This window comes from Microbacterium sp. NPDC028030, from assembly GCF_040637855.1.
Classification (GTDB): domain Bacteria; phylum Actinomycetota; class Actinomycetes; order Actinomycetales; family Microbacteriaceae; genus Microbacterium.
Genome location: NZ_JBEZXF010000001.1, coordinates 591,192 through 604,433, shown reverse-complemented (window position 1 = coordinate 604,433; position 13,242 = coordinate 591,192). Strand labels below are relative to the sequence as shown.

Genomic DNA, 13,242 nt, shown 5'->3' with positions numbered 1-13,242 from the left:
TGCCCCGCCGTACCTTGGAGACATGACCACTCAGACTGCGACCTCGGCACCCGCACCCGCGGTGAAGCCGCCGTCGCGCATCTTCCTCACGATCCTGCATCTGGCAGGTCTCGGAGTGCTCGGCGGCGCCATCTTCGGAATGCTCGCCGGACTCCTCGGCACCGGCCTCGGCCTCCTCTTCGTCGCGGGCGTCGGCCTCGTGCTCCTCGTGGGGCTCGTCTACGCTCTGTACGGGCTGGGCTGGTTCGAGGTGGCTCGCGTCGGGGCGCTGTACCGCACGCCCATCGCCCCCTTGCAGGTGCAGCGACGGGACCGTCCCGGCTTCGGCGGCTGGCTCCGCTCTCTCGGACGTCAGGCGATCGACGGTCGCATGTGGCGCGCCGTCGCCAACTTCGCGATCTCGGCCATCCTCGGCGTCGTCGTCCTTCGTCTTTTCTGGGGCCTGGTGTGGTCGATCATCATCTCGTTCGCCCCGCTCACGGCCGCGGACGCGGTGATGGGACCCTTCGGCGGCGGAGGCATCCCCGTGGCGTGGGCCCCTCTGGTCGGCATCCTGGGAATCGCTGCCTGCACCGTCGGGATGATCGGTCTCGCCCTGCTGCACCGCACCCTGTCGCTGGCGATCGTGGTGCGGAGCAGGGAGACCGAGCTCACCGAGCGTGTCCGCACCTCCTCCGCTCAGCGGGAAGGCGCCGTGCGCGCCGCCGACGTGGAGCGCACCCGCATCGAGCGCGATCTCCATGACGGGGTCCAACCTCGCCTCGTGTCGGTCGGCATGACTCTCGGCCTCGCCCAGCAGAAGATCGACAGCGACCCGGAGACCGCGAAGGAGCTGATCAACGAGGCGCACACCTCGACCAAGGCGGCCATCACCGAGCTGCGGCAGCTCGCGCGCGGTATCCACGCATCGGTGCTCGACGATCGCGGCCTCGACGCGGCCCTGTCCGCACTGGCCGGACGCTCGCACATCCCCGTGCACCTCGACGTACGCATGGACGGACGGTGCAGCCGTGAGGCCGAGGCGGCCGTGTACTTCTCGATCGCCGAGTCGCTGACCAACGCCGCGAAGCACTCCCGAGCCAGCGAGGCGCGGGTCATCGTGCGACTTCGTGAGGGCAACACGCTCTGGGCCCGCGTGGAGGACAACGGGATCGGCGGGGCACAGGTGCAACCGGGAGGCGGCCTCGACGGCATCGCCAACCGCATCCTCGCCGCCGGCGGAACCTTCCGTCTCGACAGTCCGCAGGGCGGACCGACCAGCCTGGAGGTGACCGTCCCATGCGCATCCTGATCTGCGAGGACTCGGTCCTGCTGCGAGAGGGTCTCGTCCGTCTTCTCGAAGACGCCGGCCATGACGTGGTCGCGGCGCTGTCCGACACCGAAGGCCTCGAGGCCGCGGTCGCGGATACCGCGCCCGAGCTCTGCATCCTCGATGTGCGGCTCCCTCCGACGTTCACCGACGAGGGCATCCGCGCGGCCCTGGCGCTGAGGTCGACCGATCCCTCGCTCGCGATCCTCGTGCTGTCGCAGTACGTCGAAGAGCGATACGCCTCGGATCTCATCGCAGCGCAGGGCGGGCCGCTCGGTTACCTGCTCAAGGATCGCGTCGCCGACGTCTCGGAGTTCCTCGCCTCGGTGCAGCGCATCGCGGAGGGCGCGACCGTGCTCGATCCCGAGGTCGTCGCCCAGCTGCTCACGCGACGGAACCGTGACGATCGGATGCTGCGGCTCACCGAACGCGAACGCACCGTTCTCGCACTGATCGCCGAGGGGAAGTCGAATCAGGCGATCGCCGGACTGCTGTTCCTCTCGGAGGCCAGCGTCGAGAAGCACATCACCTCCATCTTCCAGAAGCTGGGCTTCGACCCGGACGAGTCCGGCAACCGCCGCGTGCTCGCCGCGCTCGCCCACATCGAGAACACGGGCGGCACGACGCCCCCGACCGGCCAGACAGGAGTGGCACGATGACCACCGAAAACAACGACGCCCCGGCAGAGCACACATCGTTCACGCCGCCGCCCGCCTCACCGCCGCCCCCCGGTGCACCGCAGATGTCCGCACCCCAGGCACCCCCGACTCCGACCTCGCCATCACCCTCCGCGGGTGGACGCTCGTCCGGCGCCACCGCGGTTCTGGTCGTGACCGCCGTCGTGGGCGGGATCGCCCTGCTGGGAACCGGCGGGACGGCCGCCGCGGCGGCGGCAGGCACCGTCATCTCGTCGAGTCGCCCCGACTCGGTGCAGACGGTCGATGTCGCGGGCATCGAGGGAATCGACGTCGACGCGGACGCCAGCAGCATGCGCGTCGAGTTCGGTGACGTCGATGAGGCGGAGCTGGCCGTGACCAACGGCCGCGGCACCGCATGGACCTTCGAGCGTGACGGCGACGAGCTGATCGTGCGGAGTCCGCAGGGTGTCTTCGGCTGGTGGTTCGGGAACTGGTTCGGCGACGAGGAGATCGCCGTGCTCACCCTGCCCGAGAGTCTCCGCGGCGCGGGACTCGACGCCGACCTCACTCTCGACGCCGGCAGCCTCGACGTGGACGGGGACTTCGGGATGCTCGACGTGACGGTGAGCGCGGGGGCCCTGGATGCCACCGGGTCGGCCGAGGAGCTCGACGTGCAGATGAGCGCCGGCCGTGCAGACATCATCCTCGACGGGGTCTCCTCCGCGGACCTGGGAGTCTCGGCCGGTGACCTCACGATCGAATTGACGGGCACACCTCCGACGCAGACGACGATCGACGTGAGCGCGGGCTCGCTCGATCTGACCGTCCCGGATGTCGAGTACGCGATCACGCAGGACATCAGCGCCGGCACGTTGAACGCGAAGGTCGACGAGGCCTCGAGCGCTCGCAGGACGATCGACGTCTCGCTCTCCGCGGGCACGGCGACCATCCGTCCGAGCCGCTGAATCCCGTCGGGGGCGAGGACTCTGCGTGGTCCTCGCCCTCGATTCGGATTTTCCGTCTTTCTCCGGTAAAGTCTTGGAGGTTGACGGGGCTATAGCTCAGGCGGTTAGAGCGCTTCACTGATAATGAAGAGGTCCCAGGTTCAAGTCCTGGTAGCCCCACTCCTCAATTCAAGAAACACCCTCACGGGGCCTTAGCTCAGTTGGTAGAGCGCCTGCTTTGCAAGCAGGATGTCAGGAGTTCGAATCTCCTAGGCTCCACAGGTTCGAGAAGCCCCTGGCCGCCGCCGGGGGCTTTTCTCATCGGCCGCCATGCGCTGGCCGTGAGTGCACACGGCCGTCGGGGTTCGAGACCCGACCGTACGCACGGCAGATCTCGGCGAGGTAGGCGAGGGAGCCGCTCTCGTCTCGCTCCGGCGACACCGAGGCCAGAGGCTCGACCCACTCGTTCCATCCGTGCTTCTCGGAGCCGCCACCGTTGACCCTGTCGAAGGCGTCCTGCTCGATCACATGGAGAAGCGAATCGTCCTGAGCGCCGAACGGCTCGTCGAGTGTCTCCGGAGGATACCCGGCCCCGTCGAGGTAGGCGGACATGAGGGTGCGTGCCGTATCGGCCCATGGCTGAAGCTGAGCAGACTCCGAGGGAGAACGGAACGCTCGTTCATGGATGAGCGTCAACTGCGAGACCATCGTTCGTGCGGAGTCCCACACCTCCGCGTCCACGTCGGACCAGAAGAAGTCGATCGAGGCCGACAGATGGTACCGGGCCTTGAGCACCCACTCCGAGACGAGCTCGTACAGCTCTTCGGGTTGAACGACGATCCCCCGGCTGATGGGCAGCCTGAAGCTCTCGCCCTTGCTCTTGTCGACGTACCGCTTGACGACGAGAGGATCGAAGAAGCGGTAGTGAACGGATGCCTGCTCGTCTGTGACGACGGCGATGACGAACGTCGGAGTCCCCGTTTGCGCACCGAGCTGCCACGCCGCTGCCGTCTCTCGTGTGATCGCGGGCAAATTCGTCGTCCTCGTCGTCTTGACCTGCACATGCGCCGTCAAGCCGGACATCGGCCAGGACTCATCGTCTGCCTCGGGGATCCTCACGGGAAGTTGGACATGGAGGTCGAGACCGAAATCCATGAACGGCAGGAAGTTGACCGCACATCCCGCTCGGACGAAGACCTCCGCCACGCGGAGTTCACCGAGCTTTCCCTGTCGGTTGTTCCGGTCGTTGTTGGCCATGGAGTGGGCTCACTTTCTGTTGGGCGCGGGCAGAAGCAGCGGGCAGCTCCACCCCGGCTGCGAGTCCGGGGCGTCACTCGACGGGACGCAGGTCTCGCAGGATCGTGGCGTGACGCACGAGGAAGGTGCGCTCGTCGAGCTTCTTACGGCGGAGCCATCCGGTCACCTCGTCGTTGTGCTTGCTCGCGTTGCACGACGCGCACGCCGGGACGACGTTGTCGAGCGTGTATCGGCCGCCGCGAGAGATCGGCTGGATGCAGTCGCGTTGCAGGGCTGCGCCGTCCCCACCGCAGTACGCGCACCCGCCCCATGCATCCATGAGGTCGTGCCACTGGGCGTCGGTCAGGTCGTTGTCGACGCGGGCGAGTCGCCCCTGACGTCGCTTGGCGTAGCGGGCACGGGTCGCCGGAGACGCGGTGGCGGAAGAGACCTTGCGGCGGCGACGCATGGGCCGATGCTACCGCGACGGGCGCGGGAGCTCGGTCAGTCCGCGCCGACCGACACGAGCTCGTGCGGCGCGACGTTCAACCGCTCGCCTCCCGCAGCCGTGACGACCACGATGTCTTCGATGCGAGCGCCCCACTCCCCTGCGAAGTAGATACCGGGTTCGATGCTGAACGCCATGCCCTCACGCAGCACGAGGTCGTTGCCCGGCGCGATGTACGGCTCTTCGTGCACCGAGACGCCGATCCCATGACCCGTGCGATGCAGGAACGCCTCACCCAGGCCGGCCTCGACGAGCACGGTGCGCGCGGCCGCATCGACCTCGGCCGCGGTGATGCCGGGACGCACGGCATCCACTGCCGCCTGCTGCGCGCGGACGAGAACCGCGATCCGCTCGGCCGCTGCGGAGTCGGGGGTGCCGACGACGTAGGTCCTCGTGCTGTCGGAGTTGTACCCGCTGGGCACGGCACCGCCGATGTCGACCACGACGACGTCGCCCTGCTCGATCACGCGGTCGGAGACCTCATGATGCGGGTCTGCACCATTCGGACCGGACCCGACGATCACGAACTCGACCGTACGGTGGCCTTCGGCGACGATGGCCTCGGCGATGTCGGCCGCGACCTCGCGTTCGGTGCGTCCTGCCCGAAGCCACTGCGGAACGTGGCGGTGGACGGCGTCGATCGCCTCACCGGCGCGGCGCAGCTCGGCGATCTCTGCGGTGTCCTTGATCATGCGGCCGTCGCGGAGCACGGGGGTCGCGAGTTCCAGGCGCACTCCGAGGCGCTCTCCGATGGGGATCACATGCAGTGCTGGCAGAGCGTCGGAGACTCCCACCCGAGAGGCGCTGCCGACGGCGGCGGTCACCAGCGCGTACGGGTCCTCACCGTCGACCCAGTCGGCGACCTCGAGGGCCAGTTCCCCGACGGCGGTGCTGCGGACCTTGGCCAGCTCCATCCGCGGCACCACGACGGTCGGCGTCACGGCCGGGCCGATCACGAGGGCGGTCAGCCGCTCGATGGTGTCGCCCTCCACGCCCAGCAGGTACTGCAGATCGGGGCCAGGGCCGACCACGATGGCGTCGAGCCCCGACTCGGCGGCGAGCGATGAGGCCCTGGCGAGACGGGCGGCGTACACGGCGGCGGGGAAGGGCAATGTGCTCACGGCATCCACGGTACTGCGCACGTCTCCCACTGGGCACCCGATCCTCCGACGGAAGAAGCCCCTGCGACGTTCGGTGGTCGTCAGCTGATCGCGACGCGGATGCGCTCCGCCAGGAACTCGAGGTCCTTCTTCGTCAGGTCGGTCACGGCGTAGGCGGTCGGCCACACGGTGCCGTCGTCGAGGTTGGAGATCGGCTCGAAGCCGAACGTCCCGTAACGCACCTTGAACTTGCTCGCGGGCTGGAAGAAGCACAGCACCTTGCCGTCTCGACCCCACGCGGGCATGCCGTAATAGGTGCGGGGAACGAGTTCCGGCGCGACCTCGGAGACGAGCGTGTGCAGCTTCTCGGCAAGAGCCTTGTCCTCGGGCGTCAGCTTCTCGATCGCCTCCTTGAGATCGGCTTCTCCCGCCGCTCGCAGTTCCTCTGGCGACTTCTTCGCCCGAGAACGCCGAGTCCGTGCTTCCTTCGCGGCGGCCTGCATGGCCTCGCGTTCCTCGGCGCTGAAGTTCTTCTCTTTCTCCGCCATGACCTGTCCTCTCGGTGTGCTGTCGATGTGGGAATCACACTACGGATTCCCCGCCAGGACGCGCTTCTCGATTCGTGATCGATCGTCGCGGTCGCCTCGGCTGTCAGACTGACGCCATGACGACGATCTTCACCGGCCGCATCCGTCCCCTCGTCCCCCGCGTCGACTCCGAAGCGGAGGCCATGGCTGTCGAGGGCGGCACGATCCTCGCAGTCGGGGGCGCCGCTGAGCTTCACACGCGGTTCCCGGAGGCCGACACCGTGGCGCTGGACGGCTGGGTCATGCCGGGACTGATCGAGCCGCACGGACACCCCGGATTCTCCGCGATCCTGCTCTCCGATCTCGTGGTCGATCTCCGTCCCGTCGTGATCCCGGACGCCGAGGGCGTGCTCGCAGCACTTCGCGCAGCGGTGGCGGACGCCGGGGGAGACGCGGTCTTCGCGAACGGCTGGGACGCCCTGCTCCAGCGCGGACTCCCTGACCCCGACCGGGGCTTCCTCGACGAACTCGCCGGCGACGTCCCTCTCACCGTGATCCACAACTCCGGCCACTCCGTGTACTTCAACACGGCGGCGGCGCTCGCGGCGGGCATCGACCGAGACACTCCCGATCCGGCCGGAGCCTCGTTCGGTCGCGACGCCGACGGCGAACTCACCGGTGTCGCGTTGGAGGCCGCGGCGGTCGAGCTGGTCCTCGCGCCGATGCTCGCGCAGGCCCGAGAGCATCTCCCCCGCATTCTGCCCGCGCACCTGCGCGACCTGGCGTCCCGAGGGATCACGACGGTGTCGGACCTGTCGTGGAACACCGACCTCGATCCGCTCATCGACGCCCTCCGCGCGCAAGGACAGATGCCCGTGCGATTGCGCTGGTACGAGATGTCCCGTCCGGGCGGCGCGCCCGCTGCGCGAGGTGCCGACGACCCTGTGGTCCGTCAGACGGGTGTGAAGACTTGGTCGGACGGGTCGCCCTGGGTCGGCAACATCGCGACCTCCTTCCCCTACCTCGACACCCCGGCGACCCGCGACCTCGGCCTCGAGCCGCACCACATCGGACGCGCGAAATACACGGCGGAGCAGCTCGAGGTGATCGCCGAGCCCTACGCAGCAGCCGGATGGCAGCTCGCCTGTCACGCCCACGGCGACAGGGCCATCGATGCGACGCTCGATGTCTACGCGCAGCTCGTCGCCCGTCATGGCCTCGACGATCACCGGTTCCGCCTGGAGCACTGCGGCGCGATGACCCCGGCGCAGTTCGAACGCGCGGCCTCCCTCGGCGTCACGGTCAGCCTCTTCGTCGATCACATCACCTACTGGGGTGAGGTCCTGGTGGACGACCTCTTCGGTGCGGAGCACGGCGGGTCCTGGGCGGATGCCGGCGCCGCTTTCGCCGCAGGCCACCGCGCGACCTTCCACAACGACGGCTGGGTCACGCCGAACGAACCCTTCCGGAACATGGCGGTGGCCGAGACCCGCACCACCCGCAACGGCTATCGGATGCCGGGAGGCACACCGGTCACGCGGGAGCAGTCGTTGGCGGCCCACACCGAGAACGCCGCCTGGCAGTTGTTCAGTGAGCACGAGGTCGGGCTCCTCGCGCCGGGACTCCTCGCGGACTTCATCGTCGTCGACCGCGATCCCGTCACCGTCCCGGCGGACGAGCTCGCGGCGACGCGGGTGAGCGCGACCTTCGTCGGCGGGGCTCGGGTCGTCTGACACGCGGTCATCGGCTGTCCCTGCGGACGGATAGTGTGTGAGCCATGGACCTGCGTGTCGCGGCGTACGCGGTCGTCACCGATGACGACGGGCGTCTGTTGCTGGCGCGCTGGACGGAGGGCCGTCGGGTCGCGTGGACCATGCCTGGTGGCGGTCTCGAGCCGGGGGAGTCCCCGGAAGATGCGGTTCGTCGCGAACTCCGGGAAGAGACCGGCTACAGCGTCAAGGTGGGAGAGCTCCTCGGCATCCACTCTCGGGTGATCCCGGCCGGCCGTCGCGTCCAGAAGGCCGCAGACCCCCTGCACACGCTTCGCATCGTCTATCGAGCCGAGGTCACGGGTGGCAAGCTCCGCTTCGAGACCGGCGGGTCGACCGACATGGCGGAATGGTTCTCCCTGAAGGCGGTCGCCCAACTGCAGCGGGTGAAGCTCGTCGACATCGCGATGCGCATGGCGGGGATCATCTGATCCCGAACCCTTCGTCGACCGGAGGGGTCAGCGTTCCTCGGGAACGGAGATGTCGGCGACGGTGGCGCCGTACGCGGCGATGAGGTCGTCTGCCTCGACGAACAGGCTGTAGCCGTGGGCGCCTGCCCCCATCGCGATCCGCTGGCCGACGATCGACTCGTCCGCGTAGACCGGCCAATCGGTCGTGCTGCCGATCGGCACGATGGTTCCTCGCTCGTAGCCGGTCGCCGCGAGCGCGAGTTCCGCCTCGGGAAGCCTCAGCTTGTTCACGCCGACCAGGGCCCGCAGCTTCGGCCAGGATATCGATCGCCCGCCGGGAATGAGGGCGAACAGGAAGGTGTCGTCCGACCGCTTCACGACCAGCGTCTTCACGATGCCCGAGGCAGGGATGCCGAGCAGTTCCGCGGCCTCGAAGAGACTGCCCGCAGCGGGCCGCTCGCGGATCTCGATCTCGAGGCCCCGCGCGCGGGCCGCATCGCGCACCCGTGCATGCTGATCGCCTCCGCCACCGGAGGCGACGGAGGCGGGATCAGAGGTGTTCACGCGTCGGGAGCGGAGAGCGGGTCGTCCGCGACCCAGAGCTCGTCATCCGCGCGCAGCGTCTGCCATGCGGCGTAGAGCACGCCGACCGCGGCCGCAGCACCGAGGATGATCGCGATGACCGAACCGAGGCCGGGACCCGACTTCTGCTTCTTGCCGAACGCGCCACGAGGCGCGGGGGCCGAGACCCCGTGGCGCTTGGCGTTCGCGACGTCCCAGGCGGTGAGCGCCGATCCGACGACCCCGCCGACGATCGGGACGACCTTGTCGTCGACGACGTGCTTGCCGAACTGCACACCGCGGTCGACGGTCGGGGCGACACGACGGTTGTACGCGTCCTGGATCACCGGCACGACCTGCTCGCGATTGATGTTGCCGAGCTGACGACCGGCCTCACGGGCCACGTCAGCGGCGTGGCCGACGAGCACCTGCTGGTTCTCCCAGAGCTGGTTCGCGTCGTGCTGAAGACGACGCAGTTCCTTCTTCCGCTTGCGGCTGAGGCTCACGATGCTCTCCTGTCCATTGGAGTACGGGTTCCCCATCTTGCCACGAGAGGCTGGATGACGGGCGGGAATCGCCCGGCCCTTGCGCCTTCGTCCGATCCGCGGTACACCGGGCGAACTCACCGAAAGCTCTGCGAGAATGAGGGCATGGTCCACGCTTCTCACGTCGCAACCCTGCACACCAACCACGGTGACATCGTCATCAACCTCTTCGGCGACCACGCCCCGAAGACGGTCAAGAACTTCGTCGGCCTCGCCGACGGCACCCAGGAGTGGACGCACCCCGCCACCGGAAAGCCGGGCGAGGGCCCCCTCTACAAGGACGTCATCTTCCACCGCATCATCCCGAACTTCATGATCCAGGGCGGCGACCCGCTCGGTAAGGGCGTCGGCGGCCCCGGCTACAACTTCGACGACGAGATCAACATGGAGCTCAACTTCAACGAGCCCTACGTCCTCGCCATGGCCAACGCCGGCCTCCGTCGCAACGCCATCACCGGCAAGCCCGAGGGCACCAACGGCTCGCAGTTCTTCATCACCACCGACCCGACGCCGTGGCTGCAGGGCAAGCACACGATCTTCGGCGAGGTCGCCGACGACGCCTCCAAGGCCGTCGTCGACAAGATCGGCGCCGTGCAGACGGGTCCCGGCGATCAGCCGATCGAGCCCGTGGTGCTGCAGTCGATCGACATCGTCGCGGCCTGACGACAGCTGCGGCCGATCCGGATGACCACGCCTGAGTTCACGAGCAATCGCGAAAACTTCTGCTACCGGCATCCGGATCGGCAGAGCTTCGTGCTCTGCCAGCGGTGCATGCGCACCATCTGCCCCGAGTGTCAGACACAGGCGCCGGTCGGCGTCATCTGCCCGGAGTGCATGAACGCCGAACGCAAGAACCGCACGCCGGCACAGAAGAAGGCCGCTCGCCGCTGGGGCGGTCGCGGCACCGGGACGATGACGATGGCCAGGAGCGGAAGGCCCGTCGTCACCTACGCCCTGCTCGCCGTGACGTCGTTCATCGGACTCGTGCAGCTGATCCCGGGGATGAATCAGCCGATCACCCAGGCACTGGGTTTCTTCGCGCCCTACCTCTACCCGAACCTCTTCGCTCTGCCCTTCGAGCCGTGGCGGCTGCTCACGGTCCTGTTCGTCCACGGCGGCTTCATCCATCTCGCGCTGAACATGCTCGCCCTGTGGATGCTCGGGCAGAGCCTCGAACCGATGCTCGGTCGTGTCCGCTTCCTGGCGATGTATCTGATCAGCGGCCTCGGCGGGTCGGTGATGGTCGCGCTCCTCGCTCCAGGGTCGTGGACGGTCGGCGCATCCGGCGCGATCTTCGGCCTCTTGGCATCGCTGCTCATCATCGGACGTCACATCGGCGCCAACGTCACGGGGATCCTCGTCATCCTCGGGATCAACTTCGCCTTCGGCCTGTTCGTCGGCGGGATCTCCTGGCAGGCCCACCTGGGTGGCGCGATCGTCGGCGCACTGGTCGCCCTCATCTACACCCGGACGAAGCGCCGCGACCAGCGCACGTGGCAGATCGTGCTCCTCGCTGCGCTGGTCGTACTGCTGCTCGTGATCGTCGCCTTCATTCCGCCCCTGCTCCTTTTGGCCTGATCCGGAGTTGTTAACAGGGTTGTTAACCCCTGTGAATAACACCGGTGTAATTCTCCCCAGGCTGTGGAGAGGGCTGTGGATAACTCTGGCTCCAGCATGAAGAAAGGCCCCTCGCGATGCGAGGGGCCTTTCGAGAAGAAGGAGTGGCGTCAGCGCCAGCGGGTGGTCATGAGGAAGCCGATCAGGGCGATCCCGAGACCGATGGCGAGGTTCCAGTTGTCGAGCCCCGGGATGGGGAACTGCATGCCCGAGATGTAGAACACGAGGATCCAGGCGAGACCGAGCAGCATGAAGCCGATCATCACCGGCTTGAACCAAACGGCGTTGGGAGCTGCTTCGCCCTCGGCGCGCTCGACGACGGGTTCTTCGGTCTTGCGGTCACGTGCCATGCCGTCATTGTACCCAAGACATCTGTGCCGCGCCGAGAGCCCCGAGTGCGGTGCGCCGCCTCTCGTGGCGCCGATCCGGCGGCTCTGTTCAGCGATGACGGATATGATCACGGCATGACCGCAACCGTCGTGCCTGGGGGGCGACGCCCGCGACGAGAGCGACCGCGCTCCCGCGCCACTTTCGCGAGCGTGCTCGGCGAACTCCTGCTCACCGCCGGAGTGATCGTCCTGCTGTTCGTCGCCTGGCAGATGTGGATCGGCGACATCATCATCGCCGCTCAGAAGAACGACGAGGGTGCGGCCATCTCGCAGCAACTGGCCCAGGCAGAAGCGCCCGAGCTGCCGCCCGTGGTCGAGGATGACGAGGGAACCCCCACGTACGTCCCGCCCGTGCCGGCCGCGCCCGCCGATGGAGCGTGGTTCGCACAGATGCACATCCCCCGCTTCGGCGCCGACTACAACTTCGGGATCTACGGAGGCACGAGCCGCGCTCGTACGCTGGACCAGAAGGGGATTGGGGTCTACAAGGATTCGAAGATGCCCGGCGAGGTCGGCAACTTCTCGATGGCCGGACACCGGACCACGTGGGGCAAGCCGTTCAATCAGCTCGACAAGCTGCAGCTCGGCGATGCGATCGTCGTCGAGACGCCCGACGGGTGGTACACGTACCGGTTCCGGACGCTCGAGTACGTCAAGCCGACGCAGACCGACGTGCTCGCCGATGTTCCCCAGATGCCTGAGCAGCAGACCGGCGAGCAGTACATCACGCTCACGGCCTGCTCGCCGCTGTACTCGCTCGCCGAGCGCATCGTCGCCTACGGGGTCTTCGAGAGCTTCCAGCCGCGCGCAGAGGGACCGCCCAGTGCACTGACCGACCCGCCCCCGCCTCCTGCCGCCCCATCGGTATGACCATGGACGTTCACGAGGGAGAAGACTGATGTACGCCGCACTCTGGCGCCTGCTGCCCGGTCCGTGGTGGCTGCGCGTGCTGATCCTGGTGATCGTCGTCGCCGCCATCCTCTACGGTCTGTTCTGGTATGTCTTCCCGTGGGTGAGCCCGATCATCTCCCCCGGCGAGGTCGACGTCGAATGACCCGCGTGCTCGTGGTCGACAACCACGACAGCTTCGTGCACACGCTCGTCGGCTACCTCCACGAACTCGGAGCGGAGACCGCGATCGTCGAGTCGGACGCCGTGGACGCCGGCGACCTCGAGCGGCTGGTGCCCTCCCACGATGCCCTGCTGCTCTCCCCCGGGCCCGGTCGTCCTGCCGACGCCGGCGCATCCGTCGCAGCCGTGCGGATCGCGGCACGCCTGCGCACGCCGACCCTCGGTGTCTGCCTCGGCCACCAGACGATCGGCGAAGCCTTCGGCGCACAGGTCGGCGAGGCGCCGGAGCTCATGCACGGGATGGTCTCGGCTGTGGCGCACGACGGATCGGCGTTGTTCGCGGGCATCCCCTCCCCGTTCGACGCCGGCCGCTATCATTCCCTGGCGCTCGCGGAGGCCGACCTCCCGCCCGATGTGGTCGCCACGGCGTGGACCGAGAGCGGAACGGTCATGGGGCTCGCCCACCGGGAGCTGCCGCTGTGGGGAGTGCAGTTCCACCCCGAGAGTGTGCTCACCGAGGGCGGCTACCGGCTCTTGGCCAATTGGCTGGAGCTGTGCGGCGCGCAGGATGCCGTGGCCCGTGCGGAGAACCTGCACCCGCTGTCACGCTGACCCAGA

General features: G+C 68.0%; 17 protein-coding genes and 2 tRNA genes. 12 read left to right on the top strand and 7 right to left on the bottom strand.

The annotated features are described in order from the left end of the window. The first annotated feature begins 22 nt into the window (after positions 1–22). The 5 genes from AB0E56_RS02930 (at position 23) to AB0E56_RS02910 (ending at position 3,170) form a co-directional block, all read left to right on the top strand. A complete protein-coding gene (locus AB0E56_RS02930) occupies positions 23–1,291 on the top strand; it encodes a sensor histidine kinase (RefSeq protein ID WP_359796571.1) in 1,269 nt (422 codons plus the stop codon). Beyond that, complete coding sequence (locus tag AB0E56_RS02925; protein WP_359796570.1) at positions 1,279–1,968, top strand: response regulator transcription factor; 690 nt, start codon at positions 1,279–1,281, stop codon at positions 1,966–1,968. The genes AB0E56_RS02930 and AB0E56_RS02925 overlap by 13 nt, the downstream gene beginning before the upstream one ends. Continuing rightward, positions 1,965–2,912 (top strand): hypothetical protein, encoded by a 948-nt coding sequence (locus AB0E56_RS02920; RefSeq protein WP_359796569.1) that lies wholly within the window; start codon positions 1,965–1,967, stop codon positions 2,910–2,912. The genes AB0E56_RS02925 and AB0E56_RS02920 overlap by 4 nt, the downstream gene beginning before the upstream one ends. A gap of 85 nt (positions 2,913–2,997) precedes the next feature. Then, positions 2,998–3,071: transfer RNA gene (locus tag AB0E56_RS02915), tRNA-Ile, on the top strand. Between the two features lie 26 nt (positions 3,072–3,097). Beyond that, positions 3,098–3,170 (top strand) — tRNA-Ala (locus AB0E56_RS02910). 39 nt (positions 3,171–3,209) lie between these two features. Here AB0E56_RS02910 and AB0E56_RS02905 read toward each other — a convergent pair. The 4 genes from AB0E56_RS02905 to AB0E56_RS02890 all read right to left on the bottom strand — a co-directional run bounded on the left by AB0E56_RS02905 (position 3,210) and on the right by AB0E56_RS02890 (position 6,283). Next, positions 3,210–4,148, bottom strand: coding sequence for a hypothetical protein (locus AB0E56_RS02905; protein ID WP_359796568.1), 939 nt, complete (start codon positions 4,146–4,148; stop codon positions 3,210–3,212). 73 nt (positions 4,149–4,221) lie between these two features. Beyond that, a complete protein-coding gene (locus AB0E56_RS02900) occupies positions 4,222–4,596 on the bottom strand; it encodes an HNH endonuclease signature motif containing protein (protein WP_359796567.1) in 375 nt (124 codons plus the stop codon). A gap of 35 nt (positions 4,597–4,631) precedes the next feature. After that, a complete protein-coding gene (locus AB0E56_RS02895) occupies positions 4,632–5,756 on the bottom strand; it encodes a Xaa-Pro peptidase family protein (RefSeq protein WP_359796566.1) in 1,125 nt (374 codons plus the stop codon). A gap of 80 nt (positions 5,757–5,836) precedes the next feature. Beyond that, positions 5,837–6,283 carry a hypothetical protein gene (locus tag AB0E56_RS02890; protein ID WP_359796565.1) on the bottom strand — a complete coding sequence of 149 codons (447 nt, stop codon included), beginning with the start codon at positions 6,281–6,283 and terminating at the stop codon, positions 5,837–5,839. A 116-nt stretch (positions 6,284–6,399) separates the two neighbouring features. On the opposite strand from AB0E56_RS02890, the gene AB0E56_RS02885 reads away from it, so the two are divergent. Further along, positions 6,400–7,995, top strand: coding sequence for an amidohydrolase (locus AB0E56_RS02885; protein WP_359796564.1), 1,596 nt, complete (start codon positions 6,400–6,402; stop codon positions 7,993–7,995). 44 nt (positions 7,996–8,039) lie between these two features. Then, positions 8,040–8,462, top strand: a complete 423-nt coding sequence (locus AB0E56_RS02880) for an NUDIX hydrolase (RefSeq protein WP_183151397.1) — start codon at positions 8,040–8,042, stop codon at positions 8,460–8,462. A gap of 27 nt (positions 8,463–8,489) precedes the next feature. Here AB0E56_RS02880 and AB0E56_RS02875 read toward each other — a convergent pair whose 3' ends face one another. Both AB0E56_RS02875 and AB0E56_RS02870 read right to left on the bottom strand, forming a co-directional pair. Continuing rightward, positions 8,490–8,945 (bottom strand): YbaK/EbsC family protein, encoded by a 456-nt coding sequence (locus tag AB0E56_RS02875; protein ID WP_359798254.1) that lies wholly within the window; start codon positions 8,943–8,945, stop codon positions 8,490–8,492. A gap of 56 nt (positions 8,946–9,001) precedes the next feature. After that, a complete protein-coding gene (locus tag AB0E56_RS02870) occupies positions 9,002–9,508 on the bottom strand; it encodes a DNA helicase (RefSeq protein ID WP_359796563.1) in 507 nt (168 codons plus the stop codon). A 144-nt stretch (positions 9,509–9,652) separates the two neighbouring features. Here AB0E56_RS02870 and AB0E56_RS02865 point away from each other — a divergent pair, with 144 nt between their 5' ends. Continuing rightward, complete coding sequence (locus tag AB0E56_RS02865) at positions 9,653–10,210, top strand: peptidylprolyl isomerase (protein WP_359796562.1); 558 nt, start codon at positions 9,653–9,655, stop codon at positions 10,208–10,210. Positions 10,211–10,231: 21 nt separating this feature from the next. Further along, complete coding sequence (locus AB0E56_RS02860) at positions 10,232–11,125, top strand: rhomboid family intramembrane serine protease (protein ID WP_359796561.1); 894 nt, start codon at positions 10,232–10,234, stop codon at positions 11,123–11,125. 149 nt (positions 11,126–11,274) lie between these two features. Here the strand turns inward: AB0E56_RS02860 and AB0E56_RS02855 are convergent, their stop codons facing one another. Continuing rightward, a complete protein-coding gene (locus tag AB0E56_RS02855) occupies positions 11,275–11,514 on the bottom strand; it encodes a cell division protein CrgA (protein ID WP_359796560.1) in 240 nt (79 codons plus the stop codon). A 114-nt stretch (positions 11,515–11,628) separates the two neighbouring features. On the opposite strand from AB0E56_RS02855, the gene AB0E56_RS02850 reads away from it, so the two are divergent. The 3 genes from AB0E56_RS02850 to AB0E56_RS02840 are packed head-to-tail and all read left to right on the top strand — an operon-like array spanning position 11,629 to position 13,236. After that, positions 11,629–12,423, top strand: a complete 795-nt coding sequence (locus tag AB0E56_RS02850) for a class E sortase (protein ID WP_359796559.1) — start codon at positions 11,629–11,631, stop codon at positions 12,421–12,423. A gap of 28 nt (positions 12,424–12,451) precedes the next feature. Continuing rightward, positions 12,452–12,607 (top strand): hypothetical protein, encoded by a 156-nt coding sequence (locus AB0E56_RS02845; protein ID WP_183151403.1) that lies wholly within the window; start codon positions 12,452–12,454, stop codon positions 12,605–12,607. Continuing rightward, entirely contained in the window at positions 12,604–13,236 is a 633-nt protein-coding gene (locus AB0E56_RS02840) for an aminodeoxychorismate/anthranilate synthase component II (RefSeq protein WP_359796558.1), read from the top strand. The genes AB0E56_RS02845 and AB0E56_RS02840 overlap by 4 nt, the downstream gene beginning before the upstream one ends. Positions 13,237–13,242 lie beyond the last annotated feature (6 nt).

Excerpts from the sequence above, each read along its gene's own strand:
- AB0E56_RS02930 (WP_359796571.1), top strand. The coding sequence starts at position 23 with ATGACCACTCAGACTGCGACCTCGGCACCCGCACCCGCGGTGAAGCCG.
- AB0E56_RS02925 (WP_359796570.1), top strand. The coding sequence starts at position 1,279 with ATGCGCATCCTGATCTGCGAGGACTCGGTCCTGCTGCGAGAGGGTCTC.
- AB0E56_RS02920 (WP_359796569.1), top strand. The coding sequence starts at position 1,965 with ATGACCACCGAAAACAACGACGCCCCGGCAGAGCACACATCGTTCACG.
- AB0E56_RS02905 (WP_359796568.1), bottom strand. The coding sequence starts at position 4,148 with ATGGCCAACAACGACCGGAACAACCGACAGGGAAAGCTCGGTGAACTC.
- AB0E56_RS02900 (WP_359796567.1), bottom strand. The coding sequence starts at position 4,596 with ATGCGTCGCCGCCGCAAGGTCTCTTCCGCCACCGCGTCTCCGGCGACC.
- AB0E56_RS02890 (WP_359796565.1), bottom strand. The coding sequence starts at position 6,283 with ATGGCGGAGAAAGAGAAGAACTTCAGCGCCGAGGAACGCGAGGCCATG.
- AB0E56_RS02885 (WP_359796564.1), top strand. The coding sequence starts at position 6,400 with ATGACGACGATCTTCACCGGCCGCATCCGTCCCCTCGTCCCCCGCGTC.
- AB0E56_RS02880 (WP_183151397.1), top strand. The coding sequence starts at position 8,040 with ATGGACCTGCGTGTCGCGGCGTACGCGGTCGTCACCGATGACGACGGG.
- AB0E56_RS02865 (WP_359796562.1), top strand. The coding sequence starts at position 9,653 with ATGGTCCACGCTTCTCACGTCGCAACCCTGCACACCAACCACGGTGAC.
- AB0E56_RS02860 (WP_359796561.1), top strand. The coding sequence starts at position 10,232 with ATGACCACGCCTGAGTTCACGAGCAATCGCGAAAACTTCTGCTACCGG.
- AB0E56_RS02855 (WP_359796560.1), bottom strand. The coding sequence starts at position 11,514 with ATGGCACGTGACCGCAAGACCGAAGAACCCGTCGTCGAGCGCGCCGAG.
- AB0E56_RS02850 (WP_359796559.1), top strand. The coding sequence starts at position 11,629 with ATGACCGCAACCGTCGTGCCTGGGGGGCGACGCCCGCGACGAGAGCGA.
- AB0E56_RS02845 (WP_183151403.1), top strand. The coding sequence starts at position 12,452 with ATGTACGCCGCACTCTGGCGCCTGCTGCCCGGTCCGTGGTGGCTGCGC.
- AB0E56_RS02840 (WP_359796558.1), top strand. The coding sequence starts at position 12,604 with ATGACCCGCGTGCTCGTGGTCGACAACCACGACAGCTTCGTGCACACG.